The 20055-nt window shown below is 31.1% G+C and carries 17 protein-coding genes; 16 read left to right on the top strand and 1 reads right to left on the bottom strand.

The window, feature by feature from the left end; translation table 11 throughout:
* Nucleotides 1-18 precede the first annotated feature (18 nt).
* The 3 genes from IC213_RS12920 to IC213_RS12910 all read left to right on the top strand — a co-directional run bounded on the left by IC213_RS12920 (nt 19) and on the right by IC213_RS12910 (nt 3489).
* On the top strand, nt 19-435 hold the full coding sequence (locus IC213_RS12920; protein WP_227433460.1) for a DUF523 domain-containing protein: 417 nt from the start codon (nt 19-21) through the stop codon (nt 433-435).
* A 177-nt stretch (nt 436-612) separates the two neighbouring features.
* Entirely contained in the window at nt 613-2313 is a 1701-nt protein-coding gene (argS, locus tag IC213_RS12915; RefSeq protein WP_227433459.1) for an arginine--tRNA ligase, read from the top strand.
* Nucleotides 2314-2565: 252 nt separating this feature from the next.
* Nucleotides 2566-3489, top strand: coding sequence for a hypothetical protein (locus IC213_RS12910; RefSeq protein ID WP_227824724.1), 924 nt, complete (start codon nt 2566-2568; stop codon nt 3487-3489).
* Nucleotides 3490-3493: 4 nt separating this feature from the next.
* Here the strand turns inward: IC213_RS12910 and IC213_RS12905 are convergent, their stop codons facing one another.
* Nucleotides 3494-3700 (bottom strand): hypothetical protein, encoded by a 207-nt coding sequence (locus tag IC213_RS12905; protein WP_227433457.1) that lies wholly within the window; start codon nt 3698-3700, stop codon nt 3494-3496.
* A 134-nt stretch (nt 3701-3834) separates the two neighbouring features.
* On the opposite strand from IC213_RS12905, the gene IC213_RS12900 reads away from it, so the two are divergent.
* The 13 genes from IC213_RS12900 to acsD all read left to right on the top strand — a co-directional run bounded on the left by IC213_RS12900 (nt 3835) and on the right by acsD (nt 20051).
* Nucleotides 3835-5589 carry a B12-binding domain-containing radical SAM protein gene (locus tag IC213_RS12900; protein ID WP_227863143.1) on the top strand — a complete coding sequence of 585 codons (1755 nt, stop codon included), beginning with the start codon at nt 3835-3837 and terminating at the stop codon, nt 5587-5589.
* Between the two features lie 17 nt (nt 5590-5606).
* Nucleotides 5607-6749 carry a tetratricopeptide repeat protein gene (locus IC213_RS12895; RefSeq protein ID WP_227483005.1) on the top strand — a complete coding sequence of 381 codons (1143 nt, stop codon included), beginning with the start codon at nt 5607-5609 and terminating at the stop codon, nt 6747-6749.
* Between the two features lie 336 nt (nt 6750-7085).
* On the top strand, nt 7086-7997 hold the full coding sequence (locus IC213_RS12890) for a bifunctional enoyl-CoA hydratase/phosphate acetyltransferase (protein WP_227433454.1): 912 nt from the start codon (nt 7086-7088) through the stop codon (nt 7995-7997).
* 611 nt (nt 7998-8608) lie between these two features.
* A complete protein-coding gene (cooS, locus tag IC213_RS12885) occupies nt 8609-10528 on the top strand; it encodes an anaerobic carbon-monoxide dehydrogenase catalytic subunit (RefSeq protein ID WP_227433453.1) in 1920 nt (639 codons plus the stop codon).
* Between the two features lie 300 nt (nt 10529-10828).
* Nucleotides 10829-11608 (top strand): AAA family ATPase, encoded by a 780-nt coding sequence (locus tag IC213_RS12880; RefSeq protein WP_227433452.1) that lies wholly within the window; start codon nt 10829-10831, stop codon nt 11606-11608.
* 241 nt (nt 11609-11849) lie between these two features.
* The gene (locus tag IC213_RS12875) at nt 11850-13526 is read left to right on the top strand and encodes a formate--tetrahydrofolate ligase (protein WP_227433451.1); all 1677 of its coding nucleotides are present in this window, start codon (nt 11850-11852) and stop codon (nt 13524-13526) included.
* Between the two features lie 84 nt (nt 13527-13610).
* Nucleotides 13611-14243 carry a cyclodeaminase/cyclohydrolase family protein gene (locus IC213_RS12870; protein ID WP_227433450.1) on the top strand — a complete coding sequence of 211 codons (633 nt, stop codon included), beginning with the start codon at nt 13611-13613 and terminating at the stop codon, nt 14241-14243.
* Nucleotides 14244-14334: 91 nt separating this feature from the next.
* On the top strand, nt 14335-15207 hold the full coding sequence (locus IC213_RS12865; RefSeq protein WP_227433449.1) for a bifunctional 5,10-methylenetetrahydrofolate dehydrogenase/5,10-methenyltetrahydrofolate cyclohydrolase: 873 nt from the start codon (nt 14335-14337) through the stop codon (nt 15205-15207).
* Between the two features lie 35 nt (nt 15208-15242).
* Nucleotides 15243-15917 carry a methylenetetrahydrofolate reductase C-terminal domain-containing protein gene (locus IC213_RS12860; protein ID WP_227433448.1) on the top strand — a complete coding sequence of 225 codons (675 nt, stop codon included), beginning with the start codon at nt 15243-15245 and terminating at the stop codon, nt 15915-15917.
* A 35-nt stretch (nt 15918-15952) separates the two neighbouring features.
* Nucleotides 15953-16834 (top strand): methylenetetrahydrofolate reductase, encoded by an 882-nt coding sequence (locus IC213_RS12855; RefSeq protein WP_003432262.1) that lies wholly within the window; start codon nt 15953-15955, stop codon nt 16832-16834.
* A 41-nt stretch (nt 16835-16875) separates the two neighbouring features.
* Nucleotides 16876-18261, top strand: a complete 1386-nt coding sequence (gene lpdA, locus IC213_RS12850) for a dihydrolipoyl dehydrogenase (RefSeq protein ID WP_227433447.1) — start codon at nt 16876-16878, stop codon at nt 18259-18261.
* 55 nt (nt 18262-18316) lie between these two features.
* Nucleotides 18317-19087, top strand: coding sequence for a carbon monoxide dehydrogenase accessory protein CooC (locus tag IC213_RS12845; RefSeq protein ID WP_021383511.1), 771 nt, complete (start codon nt 18317-18319; stop codon nt 19085-19087).
* A gap of 19 nt (nt 19088-19106) precedes the next feature.
* A complete protein-coding gene (gene acsD / locus IC213_RS12840; protein WP_227433446.1) occupies nt 19107-20051 on the top strand; it encodes an acetyl-CoA decarbonylase/synthase complex subunit delta in 945 nt (314 codons plus the stop codon).
* Nucleotides 20052-20055 lie beyond the last annotated feature (4 nt).

Genomic DNA, 20055 nt, shown 5'->3' with positions numbered 1-20055 from the left:
GTATAGGAGCACATTTTTATGATATTAGTATCTGCATGTTTAATAGGAATAAATTGTAAATATAGTGGCGATAATAATGAAAATGAAGAAGTAAAAGAATACCTAAAAGGTAAAGATTTTACTCTTGTATGTCCAGAACAGTTAGGTGGTTTATCTACACCAAGACCTCCTGCTGAGATAGTTGATGGAAAAGTAATCACAAAAGAAGATAATAAAGATGTAACAGAAAACTTTGTAAGAGGGGCTGAAGAAACTCTAAAAATAGCAAGATTATATGTATGTAGCGAAGCAATACTAAAAGAGGGTAGCCCCTCTTGTGGATGTAATCTAGTGTATGATGGTAGTTTTTCAGGCAAAAAAATACCAGGGAAAGGTATCACAGCAAAGTTACTGGAAGAAGAAGGAATAAAAGTCAAGAGTGAAAAAGACTTATAGAAAAGCAATAATCGTATAGATAAAAACTGTAATTATAGTATTTTTAATATATACAGAAAACATAATTATTAAAGTGTTTTGCCCTGTAATGAAATACTTGAAAAAACACTAAATTTGATTTAACATAAAGAGATAAGCACAATATAAACCAGGAACAATGTAGAGAGGAGCAACAAGATGCAAGATTTCAAGGTAGCAATATCAAATTGCCTTAAAGAGAAAATAGAAGAACTGTCGATAGAAGAGATAGAGGCACTTATAGAAGTTCCACCAAACAAGGACATGGGTGACTATGCTTTTCCATGCTTTAAATTAGCTAAAGTATTTAGAAAAGCTCCAAACATGATAGCAAGTGAATTAGCAGAAAGTATAGAAGCTAGTGGAGAGATAACAAAAGTAATACAATTAGGCGGATATGTGAATTTCTTTGTAAACAAATCTCAATTAGCAGAAACTGTAATCAAAAAAGTATTAGATGAAAAAGAAAATTATGGTCGTAGTGATTTTGGAAAAGATAAAACTGTAATAGTTGAATACTCTTCTCCAAATATAGCAAAGCCTTTCCATATAGGGCATATAAGAACTACAGTAATAGGTAATGCTCTATATAAGATATATGAATCACAAGGATACAAAACTATAAGAATAAATCATTTAGGTGACTATGGAACTCAATTTGGTAAGTTAATAGTGGCCTTTAAAAAGTGGGGAGAAAAGGAAGTAGTAGAATCTAATCCAATCCCAGAATTATTAAAATTATATGTAAGATTCCATGAGGAAGCAGAACAACATCCAGAAATGGAAGATGAAGCAAGAGCATGGTTTACTAAATTAGAAAATGGTGACGAAGAAGCAAAAGAATTATGGCAATGGTTTAGAGATGAAAGTCTAAAAGAATTTAGTAGAGTATATAAACTTTTAGATATAGAATTTGATTCTTTAGCAGGTGAAAGTTTCTATTCTGATAAGATGGACAGAGTAATAGAGTTGTTAGAAGAGAAAAATCTTTTACAAGAGTCTAAAGGTGCAAGAATCGTTGATTTAGAAGAATATAAGATGCCACCAGCTCTTATTACTAAGAATGATGGCTCAACATTATATATGACAAGAGATTTAGCTGCAGCAATATATAGAAAAGAAACTTATGATTTTGATAAGTGTATATATGTAGTTGGTTCTCAACAAAACCTACATTTCCAACAATGGTTTAAAGTAATTGAACTTATGGGATATGAATGGGCAAAAGACTTAGTGCATGTTGGATTTGGTATGGTAGCTCTTGAAGAAGGGACTATGTCAACTAGAAAAGGAAGAGTTGTATTTTTAGAAGATGCATTAAATCAAGCTATAGATAAAACTAAGGATATTATACTAACTAAAAACCCAGATGCTAAAAATGTAGATGAAATATCTAAACAAGTAGGTGTTGGAGCTGTAGTATTCCAAGAACTATCTAATAGTAGAATAAAAGACTATACTTTCTCATGGGAAAGAACATTAAGCTTTGATGGAGAGACTGGACCATATGTTCAATATACACATGCTAGATGTTGTGCAGTTTTAAGAAAAGCAAAAGAAGAAATCACTTCTGATATAGATTATAGTCTATTGGCTGATGAAGATAGTGCAGAAGTTCTTAGAGTTATAGAGTCATTTAATAAAAATATTTTACTTGCTCTAAAGAAGAATGAACCGCATATAGTTACAAGATTTATGCTAGATTTAGCTCAAGCGTTTAATAAATTTTATCATGACAATCCAATTTTAGTGGAAAATTTAGAGATTAGAAAATCGAGACTTGCTTTGGTACAAGCCACAAAACAAACTTTAGAAAATTCTCTGAAGCTGTTGGGAATGCACGCTCCAGAAAGAATGTAATACAACAAAATGTTGAAATAAAAAGAATAAAATTGAACTTAGTACGCAATTTGTATAACTGTAGAATATAGGGATGTCGAAAACTGATGCTTTACATATAAAAAAGTAGTATCGTATAATAATATATAGATAGTAGATTACAATGATTTTTGTACACTACTATCCCCCTATATATGACAGCTTCTTAACGGGCTGTCTCTTTTTTTTTAATAGCAGGATATTTAAATTAAGTTTTTGAGAAAGGATATATTTATGAATGACGTATTAATAAAAAAAGTCTACACATCTTCTTTTAATAATGGAAGTAAGACTCTTAAAGATTTAATTATAATAAATACAAAATCCTTAATAGATGATAAAACTCAAAGATGTGTATATATAGACGAAAAGAGATTGAAAGATGAACTTATTTACTTCAGATTTTATGGAGAAAAAATAGGTAATGTCAATTTTTTAAATATTTTATTACCATTAATTTTATCAAATACTAATATTCAAAAAAGTGAAGATGAGGTTGTTAAATTAATAAAAAAATATGTGAGTTACTTTAGAAAAGAGGAATTCTTATTTGATTATTTATTAAGTTCTGTAGCATATAATTCTGTTATGCACAATCTTATAAATAACAGTAAAATTGAATATGTCGAATTACTACAAAATATTAAAGACAAGATAATAGGTTTTTCTATAGAATTAGACAAGTCTGATATTGTAAAGTTTCAGATGGCAAGGATAGGTACAATACAATTAATTGATAAATATATTGATTTAAAATATGAAGATTATGATGAAGAAAGTATTCTATCAAGTGTTTTAAATATTTTATATGATATTTATATAGAAGACAGAAATGTAGAAAATGAAGGAATTAAAAGCATGAAAAAATCTATATTATCTATTTTAGGTGAAGAGACTGAATTAAACGAAGATAATATAGATTTTATTCTTTCTATGTCAGAATATGTTGTTAAGTTGAGAAAATATAAAATTGGGGTTAAAATGTATAATAAAAAAATAGACCCAAGAAGTCTTATAAGCCTTGAAGAAGGCGATACTACAATAGACCCCATATTTAATCAAATAACAGTTATGTCGAAAACCTTTAGTGATAATATATTAAGCATAAAGATACATTCTAAATCAGGTATTTATATATTAAAGTTTAAAAAGGTTTAGGTTACTAGAGATTACTGTTTTTTTCTAAGTAATCCAAAAAATCTTTTTCTTTAGTGTCAGTTAAGAAACATAATTCTTTTACTATATTATTTCTAAGGTCGATAAAATCACTAATTTGGGTATTTTCATTAGTGTATTCAAGAGACTTTATAATAAGCAGTAAATCTCTTTTTGATAAAGAGTTGATAGATACTTTTTCAATTAATTCCATAAAAAACTTCCTTTCCTCACATTACTTGAAATTAATAATCTAATTATATAAATGTTATATAGACTTTACATATACTATTTTAACCTATAAGGGGTACAAAAAGCAGTATAATATTAAAAAGAGGTGAGAAATATTTGAAAATTTTATTAACAACGTTGAATTCTAAGTTTATTCATACAAATTTAGCTATAAGATACCTAAAAGAATTTGTAAGGAATTTGCTAGAAGTTGACATGAAAGAATATACGATAAACAATGACTTAGATTATATTTTAAAAGATATATACAAAAATGAATATGATATAATTTTATTCTCAACATATATCTGGAATATAGGAGATATAGTTAAACTTTGTGATAATCTAAAAAAAATTAGACCAAATACTAAAATAGCTTTGGGCGGGCCAGAAGTGAGTTATGATAGCTATGAGGCAATGAAGAAATACGATTTTGTAGATTATATACTTTATGGAGAAGGAGAATTAATCTTTAGAGAGTTAGTGCTTCATCTTAAAGGAAAAAAAGAAATAAAAAGTGTAGACGGATTGGTATATAGACAAGGATGCGAGATAATAGTAAATAAACCTATGGAACTTCTTCAAAATTTGGACGAGATTCCTAGTCCTTATGAAAATTTAAATCCAAAGGAATATGAAAATAGAATAGTATATTATGAGTCGTCAAGAGGTTGTCCATTTAACTGTCAATACTGCTTATCTTCTACCATTCCTGGTCTTAGATATTTCAGCTTAGATAGAATAAAAAGAGATTTAAAAGCTTTAATAGATGCAAGAGTCTCACAAATTAAATTTATTGATAGAACTTTTAATGCAAATAAAAAAGTAGCTATGGAAATTATGGATTTTCTTATGAAAAATGATAATGGATATACAACCTATCATTTTGAAGTTACAGCATATTTGATAGATGACAAGATGCTAGAGTTTTTGGCTGACTGTAAAGAAGGGCTTTTCCAGTTTGAAATAGGAGTACAGTCGACAAATGAAAAAACACTTGATGCAGTAGGAAGAAGAGATGATTTCAAAAAGTTATCTCATGTTGTTCAGACAGTAGCATCTTATAGAAATATACATCAACATTTAGACTTAATTGCAGGACTTCCCTATGAGGATTATGAAAGCTTTGAGAACTCATTTAATGATGTATTTAATCTAGGGATAGAACACTTACAATTAGGTTTCTTAAAGATGATTAAGGGTACAGGTATGAGAAAGGTAGCAGATGAGCATGGATTTAAATATAAGGATTATGCTCCATATGAGTTTTTATACAATAATTATATAAGCTATGAAGAAACATTGAAATTAAAGGATATAGAAGATGTACTTGAAAGATACTACAATTCTAAAAACTTTGTGTTGTCCATGAGATATATTATAGGCAAATTTTATAAACAAAGTCCTTTTAAATTTTTTGAAACTTTTGCTAAGTACTTTGATGAAAATGGGTATTTTGACTTGGCACAGGGGAAAAATCAATTATACAAAATATTACTGGATTTCTATAATGAAAAAATAAATATAGACAATGATGTATTTAATGATATATTAAAGTATGACTACATTTCACTAGGTAAGACATCAAATATACCACAGTTTTTTAATAAGTTAGATGTGGATGACTTTAAGAATAGATGTCATGTATTTTTACAAGATAATGATAACTTATCAACATATCTACCTAATTTTGTTGATAAACCAGCAAAACATATAATAAAATATGTTCATTTTGAACCATTTAAATTTAATATTGTGGATTTAAAAAATAATATAAATACAGAAATAAGAGAAGAAGAAAATATAGTCTTATTTGAATATGATGATAAAAAAATATTTGAGAAATCTAAAACTCATAAAGTAGAAATTTAAGTATTTAGGAGGAAACAATGGATTTTAAAATAGAAAAGTATTTACTGAAGAAGGCAGAAGAACTAGCTTTTATAACTATAAAGCATGGTGGAGAATTTAAATTAAAGAGTTATGATGTGCCAAAAGGTGGACTAGATGTACCTATAAAAAATGAGGTACTAGTAAAAGGTATAAAAGAAAAAACTGCTCAAGATAAGTTAAACTCAATGTCTATAGCAGATGCAATGATATATATAATTGGTATAGATAGTAAATTTAAAAATAATGGAGAATATGAAAAGTTTTTAGATGCTTTGTCTAAGGATATTAACTTAGATTTAAAAGCATATATGGGATACATGTCTAGAAAATACTTTGAGATTGGAGAGCATACAGATTCTTTAATATATATAAAAGCATTTATAACTATGTATCCAGATGATTTAGATGCAATGTATAATTATGCAATTGTGTGCCAAGAGATAGCAAAACAATATCAAAAAGACCTAGATGATAAGGCTATGAATGCATTTTTACTTGAGGCAATGGCCAAACTTGAAAAGATAATAGATATTGATAATGATTTTGCATTAGGTTATTATCATTTAGGTTATCATTATTATAATCAAGGTCAATATTTGAAGACTAAATTGACATGGGAAGATGCATTAAGATTAGGTTTAGATGCTGACTTAGTGGCTGAGATACAAGAAAATTTAGGAAAGATGGATTTTAAAGTACAGTATGAAGAAGGATATACACTTATATTCCATGGTAAGTTTAAAGAGGGATTAGAAAAATTACTGCCACTGGAAGAAGAACATATGGATTGGTGGAATTTGCTGTTTATGATAGGGCTAGGATATAAGGGTATGGGCGAAATAGAGCAGGCTAAGATGTATTTTGAGAAGATATTAGTAATAAAACCTAAGCAAGTAGATGCTATAGTTGAATTAGGGCTTTGTGAAGCTTCTAAATATAATTTAGATAAAGCAATAGAGTATTTTGAGCAAGCTGCTAAGATAAAAGAGGACCCAGAAATTCTTTGTAATTTAGGTATGGCTTACTTAAACAATGGTGAAATTGATGATGCAACTTACTATATAGAAAGAGCTTATGAATTAAATCCACAGGATGAGATTACGATTGCTTGTTTAAAAGAGCTTGGTATAAATAAGTAAGAATGTTATTAGATTGTATTAGATTCTATTAGGTTTTACTTTATTAGGTTGGACTTGATGCTAGCGAGTTTTATCTGATGCTATTAAATTTTATTAATTAAGAGTGGTAGAACATTTATTATGTTGTACCACTTTTTTTATTTACTTTGTCTAAGTATTTTTACTCTTATTTACTATTTGTAATATTATATTTCATAAGTATCTTGAATTTATAATAATTAAATATTAAAGCAGATTTTAGTTGTACAAATTTTTTGTAACATAAAAAATAAATTGATAAAAGACATATCAAATATGGTATTATTTAGTTAAATATATATAAGGGAGGGGTTACTTTTGATAAAGAAATTAGATGATATTTTAGAGCAGCTTAAAGGAGGAGAAAAAATAGTACTTTCTGTAGCAGCAGCTCACGATAAAGAAGTTTTAATGGCTATAAAGGATGCTGTAGAAAGAAATATAATTACTCCTATATTGGTTGGAAATGAAGGAAAGATAAGAGAAATATCAAAAGAAATAGAATTTGATTTGGGTGGAATTAAAATTATTGACAAGGATGATATTAAAGACTGTGCTGAAATAGCAGTTAAATTAGTATCAAGTAAAGAAGCTGATTTTGTAATGAAAGGTTTATTAGATACATCCGTTATCTTGAAAGAAGTGTTAAATAAAGATTATGGTCTTAGAACTGATAGTTTATTAAGTCATGTTATGGTATATGAGTTAGAAAGATACCATAAGCTATTGATAACTACAGATGGAGGAATGAATATAGCTCCTGACTATGAACAAAAGGCAAAGATATTAAAAAATTCTATAAAAGCAGCAAAAGCTTTAGGTATGGAAACTGTAAAAGTTGCATGCTTAGCAGCTAAGGAAAAAGTAAATCCTAAAATGCAAGCTACTGTAGATGCAGATATGTTAGCAAAAGCTTGTCAAGCAGGAGAATTTGGAGATAATGTAATTGTAGAAGGTCCTTTAGCTTTTGACTTAGCAGTTTCAAAAGAAGCTAGTGAGATAAAAGGATTTAAAAGTGAAGTATCTGGAGATGTAGATATTATGTTGGTTCCAACAATAGAAGTTGGTAATGGCATAGGAAAAGCCTTTACATACATGGCAGATTCTAAATCAGCAGGTATAATTATGGGCGCAAAAGCTCCTATAGTTTTAGTATCAAGAGCTGATTCACATGAATCTAAATTGTACTCTATTGCGTATGGAGCTATTGTAGCTAAAAGTATGAAATAAAAACATTAAGTGTGTAAAATAAATGCGTTAAAAGATAAAATGTAGTCATAATATCTAAATTAATGCAATATTAAAAAAATTTTATATAAAAAATAATTATAGCTTCAAATGAATATATACAAATGTTCAATTTGAAGCTATAATTAATATTAAAGTAAGAAAAATAAAAAAATTTCAAAAAATTAGTCCAAAAAATGCTATTCTAAGAAGTTTTTACTAATTATGGTATAGGGAGTAAAAATCTGTAACAAGTCCAAAAAAGTAGTGAGAAATAATAAACACACAAATAAGATATAATATCAAAAAATTGACTAGAAATAATTCAAAATTGATTTAAAAAAATCAAAACATAATTTAATTAAACTAAAGTATCAAAAAAGTAGGCTCAAGTATTAAAAAATAGCCAAAAATGAGTAGTTAAATTAACTTAAATTAGGTATTAAAAATAAAATTTTTATGTATTATCTAATTTTGTTAAAAAAATATTTAAATCTAAAGCAAAGTGCTGAAAATTAGTATATAATCAACTTAGAAAGCATTTATTTTATTATTTTATGACATGAAGTCAGTCACCTGGGGGATTTTAAAAATCAAAAAAAGGGGATAGGAATATGGATGAAAAAATGTTAACAATTGATTTAAACAGCCAGAAGATGATAGCAAAAGCTAGAGAAGAAGGCGTAGAAACAATGTATGATAGAAAAGAAGGCTTTAAAGCACAATGTGGTTTTGGTCTTCAAGGGGTTTGCTGTAGAATATGTGGAATGGGACCATGTAGAATAAGTCCTAAAACTCCAAGAGGGTTATGTGGAGCAGACGAACACACTATAGTAGGTAGAAACTTTGCAAGAATGGTTGCTGGTGGGACAGCTGCCCATTCAGACCATGCTAGAGATATAGCACATACATTAGCATTAGCTGATCCAAATGGAAACTATAAAATAAGAGACGAAGCTAAATTAATTACTTTAGCTAAAGAATGGGATGTAGAAACAGAAGGTAGAGATATCTATGATGTAGCACATGAAGTGGCAGAAATTGCATTAATGGAATTTGGTAAACCTTTTGGGACATTAAGATTTATAAAAAATGCGCCAGAACCAAGACAAAAAATATGGAAAGAATATGCTATAGAACCAAGAGCTATAGATAGAGAAATTGCAACAATAATGCACTCTACTCATATAGGTTGTACTGGTGATATAGATAGTTTAATACACATGAGTCTAAGAACTTCTATGGCTGATGGTTGGGGTGGTTCTATGATAGGTACTCGTTTAAGCGATATCTTATTTGGAACTCCAGTACCAAGAAGAACAGAAGCTAACTTAGCAGTATTAGAAGAAAATAAAGTTAATATAATATTACATGGACATGAGCCAGCATTATCAGAAATGATAGTTTTAGCTGCAGAAGAACCAGACTTAATAGCTTTAGCTAAAGAAGTTGGAGCAGATGGAATAAACTTAGCTGGTATGTGTTGTACAGGTAATGAAATTACAATGAGACATGGTGTAAGAATAGCAGGAGACTTCCATCAACAAGAACTTGCAATAGTAACTGGAGCAGTTGAGGCTGTAATAGTTGACGTTCAATGTATATTCCCTGCACTAGCTAGAGTAGCAGATTGTTACCACACTAAATTTGTAACAACTTCTCCAAAAGCTAAAATAACAGGTTCAACTTATATTGAATTTAGAGAAGAACAAGCTCTTGATGATGCTAAATCAATAGTTAAAGAAGCTATCTTAAACTTTAAAAATAGAGATAAATCAAAAGTACTTATACCTGAATTAAAATCAGGGGCAACAGTTGGGTATAGTGTAGAAGCAGTAGTAAATCAATTAGACAGAGTTGTAAACTCTCATATAGATCCAGCAGGAACAGTTAAGCCATTAACAGACTGTTTAAAATCTGGAGTATTAAGAGGAGCAGCTGGTGTAGTTGGATGTAACAATGCTAAAGGAGTTTCAAATGAGGCTCACGTAACAATAATGAAAGAATTAATTAAAAACGACATAATAGTAGTTACTACAGGATGTGGTGCTTCAGCAGCAGCTAAATTTGGTTTAATGGAAACTGATGCAGCTGAAAAATATGCAGGTAAAGGTCTTGCAACTGTCTGTAAATTAGTAGGAATCCCACCAGTACTACATATGGGTTCTTGCGTTGATATAAGCCGTATATTAGATTTAGTTGGAGCAGCAGCTAATTACTTAGATATGGATATGTGTGACCTTCCAGTTGTAGGTATAGCTCCAGAGTGGATGTCAGAAAAAGCAGTTGCTATAGGATGCTATGTTGTAGCTTCTGGTATAGACACTTACTTAGGAATAATGCCTCCAATAGCTGGTTCTTCAAGAGCAGTAGATATATTAACTAGCGAATTAAAAGATAAAGTTGGTGCAACATTTACTGTAAATACAAATCCAAAAGAGTTAGCAGCTACAATAATAGAAGATATAGAAAAGAAACGTGTTCACTTCGAAGCATTAGTTGAAGAAAAAATGGGTGTTGAAGCAGAAGCTTAGAAAATGGCTAAAGCCTTAGAAAAAACGATTTTATATCTAAATAAAGGTTTTATAGTTGAATGAAGTCAAATATTAAAGAAAAGAACATCAAAATACAATGAATATACTGAATAAATAAAATATAAACAATATAATGAAGAATACTAAAACTATACATGCTGCTTTGAAAAGCTAGTAGGGTAAATGTAATTGGTTCCTGTAAGGACTAGCTGTAGTTTATTTTTAGTGTTTAAAAAATAGATAACTACACTAAAACATAAATAAAATAAAAAGCAAATAGTAATAAAGGTGGTAGGGATTATGAAGATAGCAATAACAGGTAAAGGTGGAGTAGGTAAAACGACTTTTTCTTCAATGCTCTCTAGGATGTTTGCTGAAGACGGATACAGAGTTGTTGCTGTTGATGCCGATCCTGATGCTAATTTAGCTTTAGCACTAGGTTTTCCAAAAGAAGTATATGAATCAATAGTACCTATATCAGAAATGAAAAAGTTAGTTTCAGATAGAACAGCTGCTTCTGTAGGTTCATTTGGAAAAATGTTTAAGATGAATCCTAAAGTAGACGATATACCTGAAAATTTCTGTAAAGAATACAACGGAGTGAGATTACTTACATTAGGAACAGTGGATTCTGGTGGCACTGGATGTGTATGTCCAGAGCACGTTCTTTTAAAAAGACTCTGTTCACACTTAATACTACAAAATAAAGATGTAGTTGTTATGGATATGGAAGCTGGAATTGAACACTTAGGAAGAGGAACAGCTCAAGGTGTAGATGCTTTTATAGTAGTTGTAGAGCCAGGAGAAAGAAGTCTCCAAACATATAGAAAAGTTAAAAAACTTGGTCATGATATAGGCGTAAATAAGGTATTTGTTGTAGGTAACAAAATCAGAAATAAAGAAGATGAAGAATTTATAATACAAAACTTAGAAGATGGGGAATCTTTAGGATTTATCTATTACAATCAAGATGTTATAGATTCTGATAGAGCTAATCAATCTCCATATGATTCTAGTGAAACAACAAAGGCACAAATTAAAGAAATAAAAGAGAAATTAATGTCACTTAAAGATAAATAGAAATTTTGATTTATAATTGGGTTGTTGGTTAAAGGCAATAAATAGGTATTAGATAGGTAATAAATGATTAATTAGATAAATGACTAGCTATTAAGTTAAAGATATTTTAATAGCTTAGTAGCTAGTTTTTAAGCAATTTTACATGTATAATTATCTTATAAAATATAATTTTTACATATTAATACAATTTATACAAAAATTATATTTTAAATCTATTTAGGTTGTGGGAGGAGATTCAGTTATGGGATTTAAATCTGACATTGAAATAGCTCAAGAAGCTAAACCTCAAGATATTAGAGAGGTTGCAAAAAAATTAGGACTAGGTGAAGAAGATGTAGAACTATATGGTAAATACAAAGCCAAAGTTGACTACAATCTACTAAAAAGAGAAACTGGGAAAAAAGCTAAGTTAATATTAACTACAGCTATAAACCCAACTCCAGCAGGTGAAGGAAAAACTACTACTACTATCGGTGTTGCTGATGCATTTGCAAAATTAGATAAAAATGTATTAGTTGCTCTAAGAGAACCATCTCTAGGACCAGTATTTGGTGTTAAAGGTGGGGCAGCTGGTGGAGGATATGCACAAGTTGTTCCTATGGAAGATATAAACTTACACTTCACAGGAGACTTTCATGCTATAGGAGCTGCTAATAACCTTTTAGCTGCTATGCTTGACAATCATATTCATCAAGGAAATGAACTTAGAATAGACCCTAAGAAAATAACTTGGAGAAGATGTGTAGACATGAACGATAGACAACTTAGAAATATCGTTGATGGTATGGGTAAAAAAGGCGATGGAGCAGTTAGACAAGATGGATTTGATATAACTGTTGCTTCTGAAATAATGGCAGCGTTCTGTTTGGCAAGTGATATAGCTGACTTAAAAGAAAGATTAGGAAACATAATAGTTGGATATAGCTACGAAGGTGCACCTGTAACAGCTAGACAATTAAAAGCTAATGGTGCTATGGCTGCATTATTAAAAGATGCTTTAAAACCAAACCTAGTTCAAACTCTTGAAGGAACACCATCATTTGTACATGGTGGACCATTTGCAAATATAGCTCATGGATGTAACTCTGTTATAGCTACAAGAATGGCTATGCACTTTGCAGATTATGTAATAACTGAGGCTGGTTTCGGTGCTGACCTTGGAGCAGAAAAATTCTTAGATATAAAATGTAGAATGGCAAATTTAAAACCAGATGCTGTTATAATAGTTGCTACTGTAAGAGCATTAAAATACAATGGTGGAGTTGCTAAAGCAGACTTAAACGAAGAAAATCTAGAAGCTCTTGAAAAAGGACTTCCAAACTTATTAAAACATGTTGAAAACATAACTCAAGTATATGGATTACCAGCAGTTGTTGCAATAAACAGATTCCCACTTGATACTGAAGCTGAACTTAAACTTGTTGAAGACAAGTGTAAAGAATTAGGCGTTAATGTTGCTCTTTCTGAAGTATGGGCAAAAGGTGGAGAAGGTGGAATTGCAGTAGCTAAAGAAGTTTTAAGATTATTAGATGAAGAAGAAAATAATTTTAGATTCTGCTATGAAGATGATTTATCTATAAAAGATAAGATAAATGCTATAGCTACTAAGATTTATGGAGCAGATGGTGTAGATTATACTCCAGAAGCTGATAAAGAAATAGCTAACTTAGAAAAACTTGGATTTACTAAAGTTCCAGTATGTATGGCTAAAACTCAATATTCTTTAACTGATGACCAAACTAAATTAGGTAGACCAACAGGATTTAGAATAACTGTAAGACAAGCATCAATTTCAGCAGGAGCTGGATTTATAGTTGCACTTACTGGAGAAATAATGAAAATGCCAGGATTACCAAAAGTTCCAGCAGCAGAAAAAATAGATGTTGATGAAAATGGAGTAATAGCTGGATTATTCTAAGTGTATTAATTTATAAATAAAGAGTAGGAAATATCTCTAAGATAATTTAGGATATTTTCCTACATCCTTTTAAGGAGGATTATCATGAAAATAGCAGATAAAACTTGTGTTGATTTTGTAGAAGTACTATCTTCTAAAGAAGCAGTACCAGGTGGCGGAGGAGCTGCCGCACTAGTTGGTGCAATTGGTATGGCTTTAGGGAGTATGGTATGCAATCTTACAATAGGAAAGAAAAAGTATGCTGAGTATGAAGAAAGTGTAAAAGATATATTAAATAAAGCAGGAAAATTAGAAAAAGATTTATTAAAAATGATAGATGATGATGCAGAATGTTTCTTACCATTATCAAAAGCTTATGGGCTTCCTAAAGAAACAGAAGAGGAAAAAAGAATAAAAGCAGAAACAATGGAAAAAGCGCTAAAAGTTGCTTGTGAAGTACCATTAAATATAGTAAGAGTTTGTTATGAAGCTATTAAGTTACATGAAGATTTAGTTGATAAAGGTTCAAGACTTGCTATAAGCGACGTTGGTGTAGGGGTTCAATGTTTAAGAGCTGCTATACTTGGTGGACAATTAAATGTAGTTATAAATATAAATTCTATACAAGATCAAGAATATGTTAGTAAAGTAAAAACAGAAGTAGATAAATTAGTTGAAGATGGCGTTAAAACTTGTGATGAAGTTTATGCTAAAGTTGAAAAAGCGCTTGGTAAATAATTTTTAAATGACGAAAGTAGATACTATGTTATTAATATGTGGTATATAGAATAAATTAATTTAAGTTTGCTTGTAGGGGAGTTGTGAATATATGGAAGTAATGTCAACTAAAGGACAGATTATAAAAGGAAAACCTGTAGCTGATAAGATTAGTGAAGACTTAATAAAAGAAGTCGAGTTACTAGTTAAAGAAGGTATAAATCCTAAGCTAACAATAGTTAGAGTTGGAGCAAGAAGTGATGATTTATCATATGAAAGAGGAGCACTAAAAAGATGTCAAAACATTGGTATAACAACTGAGGTGTTGGAATTAGCTGAAGATATAACTCAAGAAGAATATATTGATGTTTTAAAGAAAGTTAATGATGACAAGGATGTTAATGGTATATTATGTTTTAGACCACTTCCAAAACACTTAAATGAAGAAGTTATAAAATATGTCATTGCACCAGAAAAAGATGTAGATTGTTTTAGCCCAATAAACTCTGCTAAAGTCATGGAAGGAGATAAGAGTGGATTCCCACCATGTACTCCTACAGCAGTAGTAGAAATATTAAAACATTATAATGTTGATTTAAAAGGAAGTAAGGTAACAGTTCTTGGAAGATCAATGGTAGTTGGGAAGCCAGTATCAATGCTTTTATTAAGTGAACATGCAACTGTTACAATATGCCATTCAAAGACTAAAAACTTATCAGATGTAGCTGCAGAAGCGGACGTATTGATAGCAGCTATTGGTAGAGCTAAGATGGTAGATGAAAGTTTTGTGAAAGATGGAGCAGTAGTTATAGACGTTGGTATAAATGTTGATGAAGAAGGAAATTTATGTGGAGATGTTGATACAAATGCAGTTTTAAATAAAGTATCTATGATAACTCCAGTTCCAGCGGGGGTTGGTTCAGTTACAACATCTATACTTGCAAAACATGTAGTTAAAGCTTGTAAGTTGCAAAACAATAAATAGATAGATATTGTGGAAGGTTTAGGGGGGAAGTAGATATGATAATTTCTGAAAATAAACCATTGGAAGAAGTGCTAGGGTACTTAAAGAATTTTGACAAGCTAGTTTTAGTTGGTTGTAATCAATGTGCAGCGACTTGTAAGAGTGGTGGAGAAGAAGAAGTTCTAAAAATGAAGGAAACTCTTGAAGGTGAGGGCAAAAAAATCTTAGGATATGTAATGCTTGATCCTGCTTGTAACCTTTTAAAGTCTAAAAAGGACTTAAAGGCTCTAAAAGAAGAAACTAAAGAAGCTGATGCAGTTTTATCTTTAGCATGTGGAGATGGGACACAAACAATAGTTAAAAACCTAAAAAATAAACCAGTTTATCCAGCTAACAACACTTTGTTTATAGGGGAAGTACAAAGGGTTGGAGAATATGAGGAAGCCTGTAAGGCTTGTGGAGACTGTGAACTTGGTTGGACAGGTGGAATATGTCCAGTAACTATGTGTGCTAAAGGTCTTATGAATGGGGCTTGTGGTGGAGCTAAAAATGGTAAATGTGAAGTAAATCCAGAAAATGATTGTGCTTGGATAAAAATATATGAAAGATTGGAATCTATAGGGCAATTAGATAATTTAGCAGAAATAAGACCGCCAAAAGACTATTCTAAGCAAAATAATCCAAGAAGCTTAAGTGCAAAGAAAAAGAAAGAAGCAACAGCCAATTCATAAAAGTTTTTTTTAGAAGGTTAAAAGGGGGATTAGAGATGAGCTTATTAAGAGAAACATTAGAGAGTGGAAAATTTGCAGTTACTACTGAGATGGCTCCTCCAAAAGGGACTGACCTTTCACATTTAATTGAATGTGCAAAGCCGTTAGTTGGAAGAGTTCATGCAGCAAATGTGACAGACTTTCAATCAGCAGTTATGAGAGCAACTTCTCTTGCTACATGTAAATTACTAAAAGATGCTGGATTAGAGCCAGTGATTCAAATAACAGGGAGAGATAGAAATAGGATAGCTATACAAGGAGAAATGTTGTCAGCAGGTGTATTTGGGATAAACAACTTGTTGGCATTAACAGGAGACCATACTAGCGTAGGAGACCATCCACAAGCTAAAGGTGTATTTGATTTAGACTCTGTAGGGATACTTCAAACTGCTGAAACTCTAATGGCAGGTACGGATATGGCTGGTAATAAATTAAAAGGTTCTCCAGATTTTTATCTAGGAGCATCAGTAACTCCAGAATATTCTCCAATAGAAGTTCAATTATTAAAAATGCAAAAGAAAATAAAAGCTGGAGCTAAATTTTTCCAAACTCAAGCACTTTATGACATAAATACAATGAGAAAGTTTAGAGAACTAACAAGAGATATGGATTGCAAGGTATTGGCAGGGATAGTACCTTTAAAATCTCCAGGAATGGCTAAATTTATGACTGCAAATGTACCAGGAATATTTGTGCCAGATGAACAAATCGAAAGATTAAGAGCAGCTGGAAAAGAAAACTGGGTAAGTGAAGGAATAAAAATGGCAGGAGAACTTATCAAACAATTAAAAGAAGAAGATTTATGTGATGGTGTTCATATAATGGCAATTGGGGCAGAAGAAAATATACCTGCTATACTAGATGCCGCAGGTTTATAGTATTACAAGATTGTAGATTATAAGGTTTGGGGGAATTAAGGATGAAAATAGTAGTAGTAGGTGGTGGACCAGGAGGATATGTAGCAGCTATAAAAGCTTCTATGCTTGGTGCAGAGGTGACAGTTGTTGAAAAAAGAAGAGTTGGAGGAACTTGCTTAAATGCAGGATGTATACCAACTAAAGCACTTCTTGCTTCTTCAGGGGTATTAAATACTGTGAAGGAAGCAAAGGATTTTGGTATAGAGATAGATGGTACAGTTACACCAAATTTCACTGCCATAATGGAAAGAAAAAATAAAGTTGTAAATCAATTAATAAGTGGTATAGAATTCCTATTTGAGAAAAGAGGAGTAAAACTAGTTAATGGTTTTGGAAAATTAATTGATAAAAATACTATAGAAGTAACAAAAGATGATGGAACAGTAGAATCTATAAAAGCTGATAAGATAATACTAGCTAATGGTTCTGTTCCAGTTGTACCAAGAATGTTCCCATATGATGGAAAGATTGTAATAACTAGTGATGAAGTTCTTGGACTTGAAGATATACCTGAATCTATGTTAATAGTAGGTGGTGGAGTTATAGGATGTGAAATAGGGCAATTCTTTAGAGCCTTAGGAACAGAAGTAACTATAGTTGAAATGGTTGACCAGATACTATTAAATGAAGATAAAGATGTAGCAAAACAACTACTTAGACAATTTAAGAAAGATAAGATTAAAGTTATTACAGGTATTGGAGTACAAACTTGTGAAGTAGTTGATGGTAAAGCTGTTGCAACTCTTTCTAATGGAAAGGTTATAGAAGCACAATATGCATTAGTATGTGTTGGTAGAAGACCTAACCTTGATAATTCTGGAGTAGAAGATATAGGAATTGAAATGGAAAGAGGAAAAGTAGTAGTTAATGAGCATCTTGAAACTAATGTAGAAGGTATATATGCAATAGGTGATATAATAGATACTCCTTTCTTAGCACATGTTGCTTCTAAAGAAGGTATTGTTGCAGTTGAAAATGCTTTAGGAAAAACTAAAGTAGTAGATTATAGAGCAATTCCAAGATGTGTTTATACTGAACCTGAAGTTGCTGGTGTTGGTAAAACTGAAAAACAACTTGAAGCTGAAGGTGTAGAATACAATGTAGGTCAATTTGATTTTAGAGGACTTGGAAAAGCACAGGCTATAGGACATTTCCAAGGATTTGTAAAAATAATAGCTGATAAAGAAACAGATAAAATAATAGGTGCAGCAGTAGTAGGTCCTCATGCTACAGATTTATTAACAGAGTTATCACTTGCTGTTCATCTAGGATTAACTGTAGAACAAGTAGGGGATGCAATACATCCACATCCAAGTTTATCTGAAGGACTAATGGAAGCACTTCATGATGTACATGGAGAATGTGTTCATTCTGTACCTAAATTATAATAAGTAAACAGAGTACATAAGGCTCTGTGGCTAGATTTAAGGGGGAAGTCTTAAAATGGGATACAATATAGCTGTTGCAGGAAAAGGTGGAACTGGTAAAACAAGTCTCACAGGGCTTTTGATTGATTATTTGGTTAAGGACAATAAGGGACCAGTATTAGTTGTAGATGCTGATGCTAATGCTAACATAAATGAAGTATTAGGTATTGAAGTTGAAGCAACAATAGGAGAAATAAGAGAAGAAGTAAATCAAAGAGAAAAGTTAGGCAATGCATTCCCAGGTGGTATGACAAAAGCACAATATCTACAATTTAGATTAAATTCTATAATTGAAGAAGGAGAAGGATATGACTTGTTAGTAATGGGGAGATCAGAAGGGGAAGGATGTTACTGTTTTGTAAATGGGATACTTAGAGAACAAGTAAACAAAATATCTGGTCACTACAAATACTTAGTCATGGACAACGAAGCTGGTATGGAACATCTAAGCAGAAAAGTTACTAGACATGTTGATACACTTTTATTGGTTAGTGATTGCTCAAGACGTAGCATACAAGCTGTTGCTAGAATAAGAGATTTAGCTGAGGAACTAAAATTAAATGTTGGAAGAATACTTCTAATTGTAAATAAGGTTCCAAATGGGGTTATGAATGATGGTGTTAAAGAGGAAATAGAAAAACATAACCTAGAGCTAATTGGTGTTGTACCTATGGATGAATTGATATATGAATATGATTCTACAGGTATTCCTTTAGTTAATTTACCTGAAGATTCAAAATCTAAAGTGGCTATGAAAGAGATTTTTGCTAAATTAGAATTAAAATAGGCTTAAGGGGGAAAAAAATATGGCATTTAAAATGTCTACTCAAAAATATTCTGGAAAAATATCAGAAGTTGAAGTAGGAATAGGGGAAAAAGCAATTAAATTAGGTGGGGAAAATGTATTACCTTTTTATAGTTTTGATGGAGAAGTAGGGAATACTCCAAAAATAGGTATAGAAATATCAGACGTTTATCCTGAAAGCTGGACTGATTCATATAAAGAGTTATACAAAGATGTAGCTAATTGTCCAGTAGAATGGGCTAAATATGTTGAAGCTAATACACAAGCAGATTTTATTTGTTTAAAATTTGATGGTTCTGACCCAAATGGATTAGATAAATCAGTTGATGACTGTGCTGAAGTTGCTAAAGCAGTAGTTGAAGCAATAACATTGCCTTTAGTAGTAGCTGGTTCAGGAAATCATGAAAAAGATGGTAAACTGTTTGAAAAATTAGCTCAAGCGTTGGATGGGCATAACTGTCTATTTATGTCAGCAGTAGAAGATAACTACAAAGGAGTAGGAGCATCAGCTGGAATGGCTTATTCACACAAAGTTGGAGCAGAATCTTCTGTTGATATAAACCTAGCAAAACAATTAAACGTACTGTTAACTCAATTAGGCGTTAAAGGTGAAAATATAGTTATGAATGTTGGATGTTCAGCAGTTGGTTATGGATATGAATATGTTGCATCTACTATGGATAGAATTAGACTTGCAGCATTTGGTCAAAATGATAAGACATTACAAATGCCTATCATAACACCAGTAGCTTTCGAAGTAGGTCATGTTAAAGAAGCTATAGCTCCAGTAGAAGATGAGCCAGATTGGGGTTGTCCAGAAGAAAGAACTATAGCAATGGAAGTTTCAACTGCAGCAAGTGTTTTAGTAGGTGGTTCAAACGCAGTTATACTTCGTCATCCAAAATCAATAGAAACTATAAAAGAATTGGTTAACGCATTAGCTTAATTAA

The organism is Clostridioides sp. ES-S-0049-02, from assembly GCF_020658465.1.
In the GTDB taxonomy this organism is placed as follows: Bacteria; Bacillota; Clostridia; order Peptostreptococcales; family Peptostreptococcaceae; genus Clostridioides.
This window is presented reverse-complemented; position numbering and strand designations above follow the sequence as displayed.

Bases quoted from the DNA above. Each gene is read 5' to 3' on its own strand.
- IC213_RS12920 (WP_227433460.1), top strand. From the start codon at position 19: ATGATATTAGTATCTGCATGTTTAATAGGAATAAATTGTAAATATAGT.
- argS (WP_227433459.1), top strand. From the start codon at position 613: ATGCAAGATTTCAAGGTAGCAATATCAAATTGCCTTAAAGAGAAAATA.
- IC213_RS12910 (WP_227824724.1), top strand. From the start codon at position 2,566: ATGAATGACGTATTAATAAAAAAAGTCTACACATCTTCTTTTAATAAT.
- IC213_RS12905 (WP_227433457.1), bottom strand. From the start codon at position 3,700: ATGGAATTAATTGAAAAAGTATCTATCAACTCTTTATCAAAAAGAGAT.
- IC213_RS12895 (WP_227483005.1), top strand. From the start codon at position 5,607: ATGGATTTTAAAATAGAAAAGTATTTACTGAAGAAGGCAGAAGAACTA.
- cooS (WP_227433453.1), top strand. From the start codon at position 8,609: ATGGATGAAAAAATGTTAACAATTGATTTAAACAGCCAGAAGATGATA.
- IC213_RS12880 (WP_227433452.1), top strand. From the start codon at position 10,829: ATGAAGATAGCAATAACAGGTAAAGGTGGAGTAGGTAAAACGACTTTT.
- IC213_RS12875 (WP_227433451.1), top strand. From the start codon at position 11,850: ATGGGATTTAAATCTGACATTGAAATAGCTCAAGAAGCTAAACCTCAA.
- IC213_RS12870 (WP_227433450.1), top strand. From the start codon at position 13,611: ATGAAAATAGCAGATAAAACTTGTGTTGATTTTGTAGAAGTACTATCT.
- IC213_RS12865 (WP_227433449.1), top strand. From the start codon at position 14,335: ATGGAAGTAATGTCAACTAAAGGACAGATTATAAAAGGAAAACCTGTA.
- IC213_RS12860 (WP_227433448.1), top strand. From the start codon at position 15,243: ATGATAATTTCTGAAAATAAACCATTGGAAGAAGTGCTAGGGTACTTA.
- IC213_RS12855 (WP_003432262.1), top strand. From the start codon at position 15,953: ATGAGCTTATTAAGAGAAACATTAGAGAGTGGAAAATTTGCAGTTACT.
- lpdA (WP_227433447.1), top strand. From the start codon at position 16,876: ATGAAAATAGTAGTAGTAGGTGGTGGACCAGGAGGATATGTAGCAGCT.
- IC213_RS12845 (WP_021383511.1), top strand. From the start codon at position 18,317: ATGGGATACAATATAGCTGTTGCAGGAAAAGGTGGAACTGGTAAAACA.
- acsD (WP_227433446.1), top strand. From the start codon at position 19,107: ATGGCATTTAAAATGTCTACTCAAAAATATTCTGGAAAAATATCAGAA.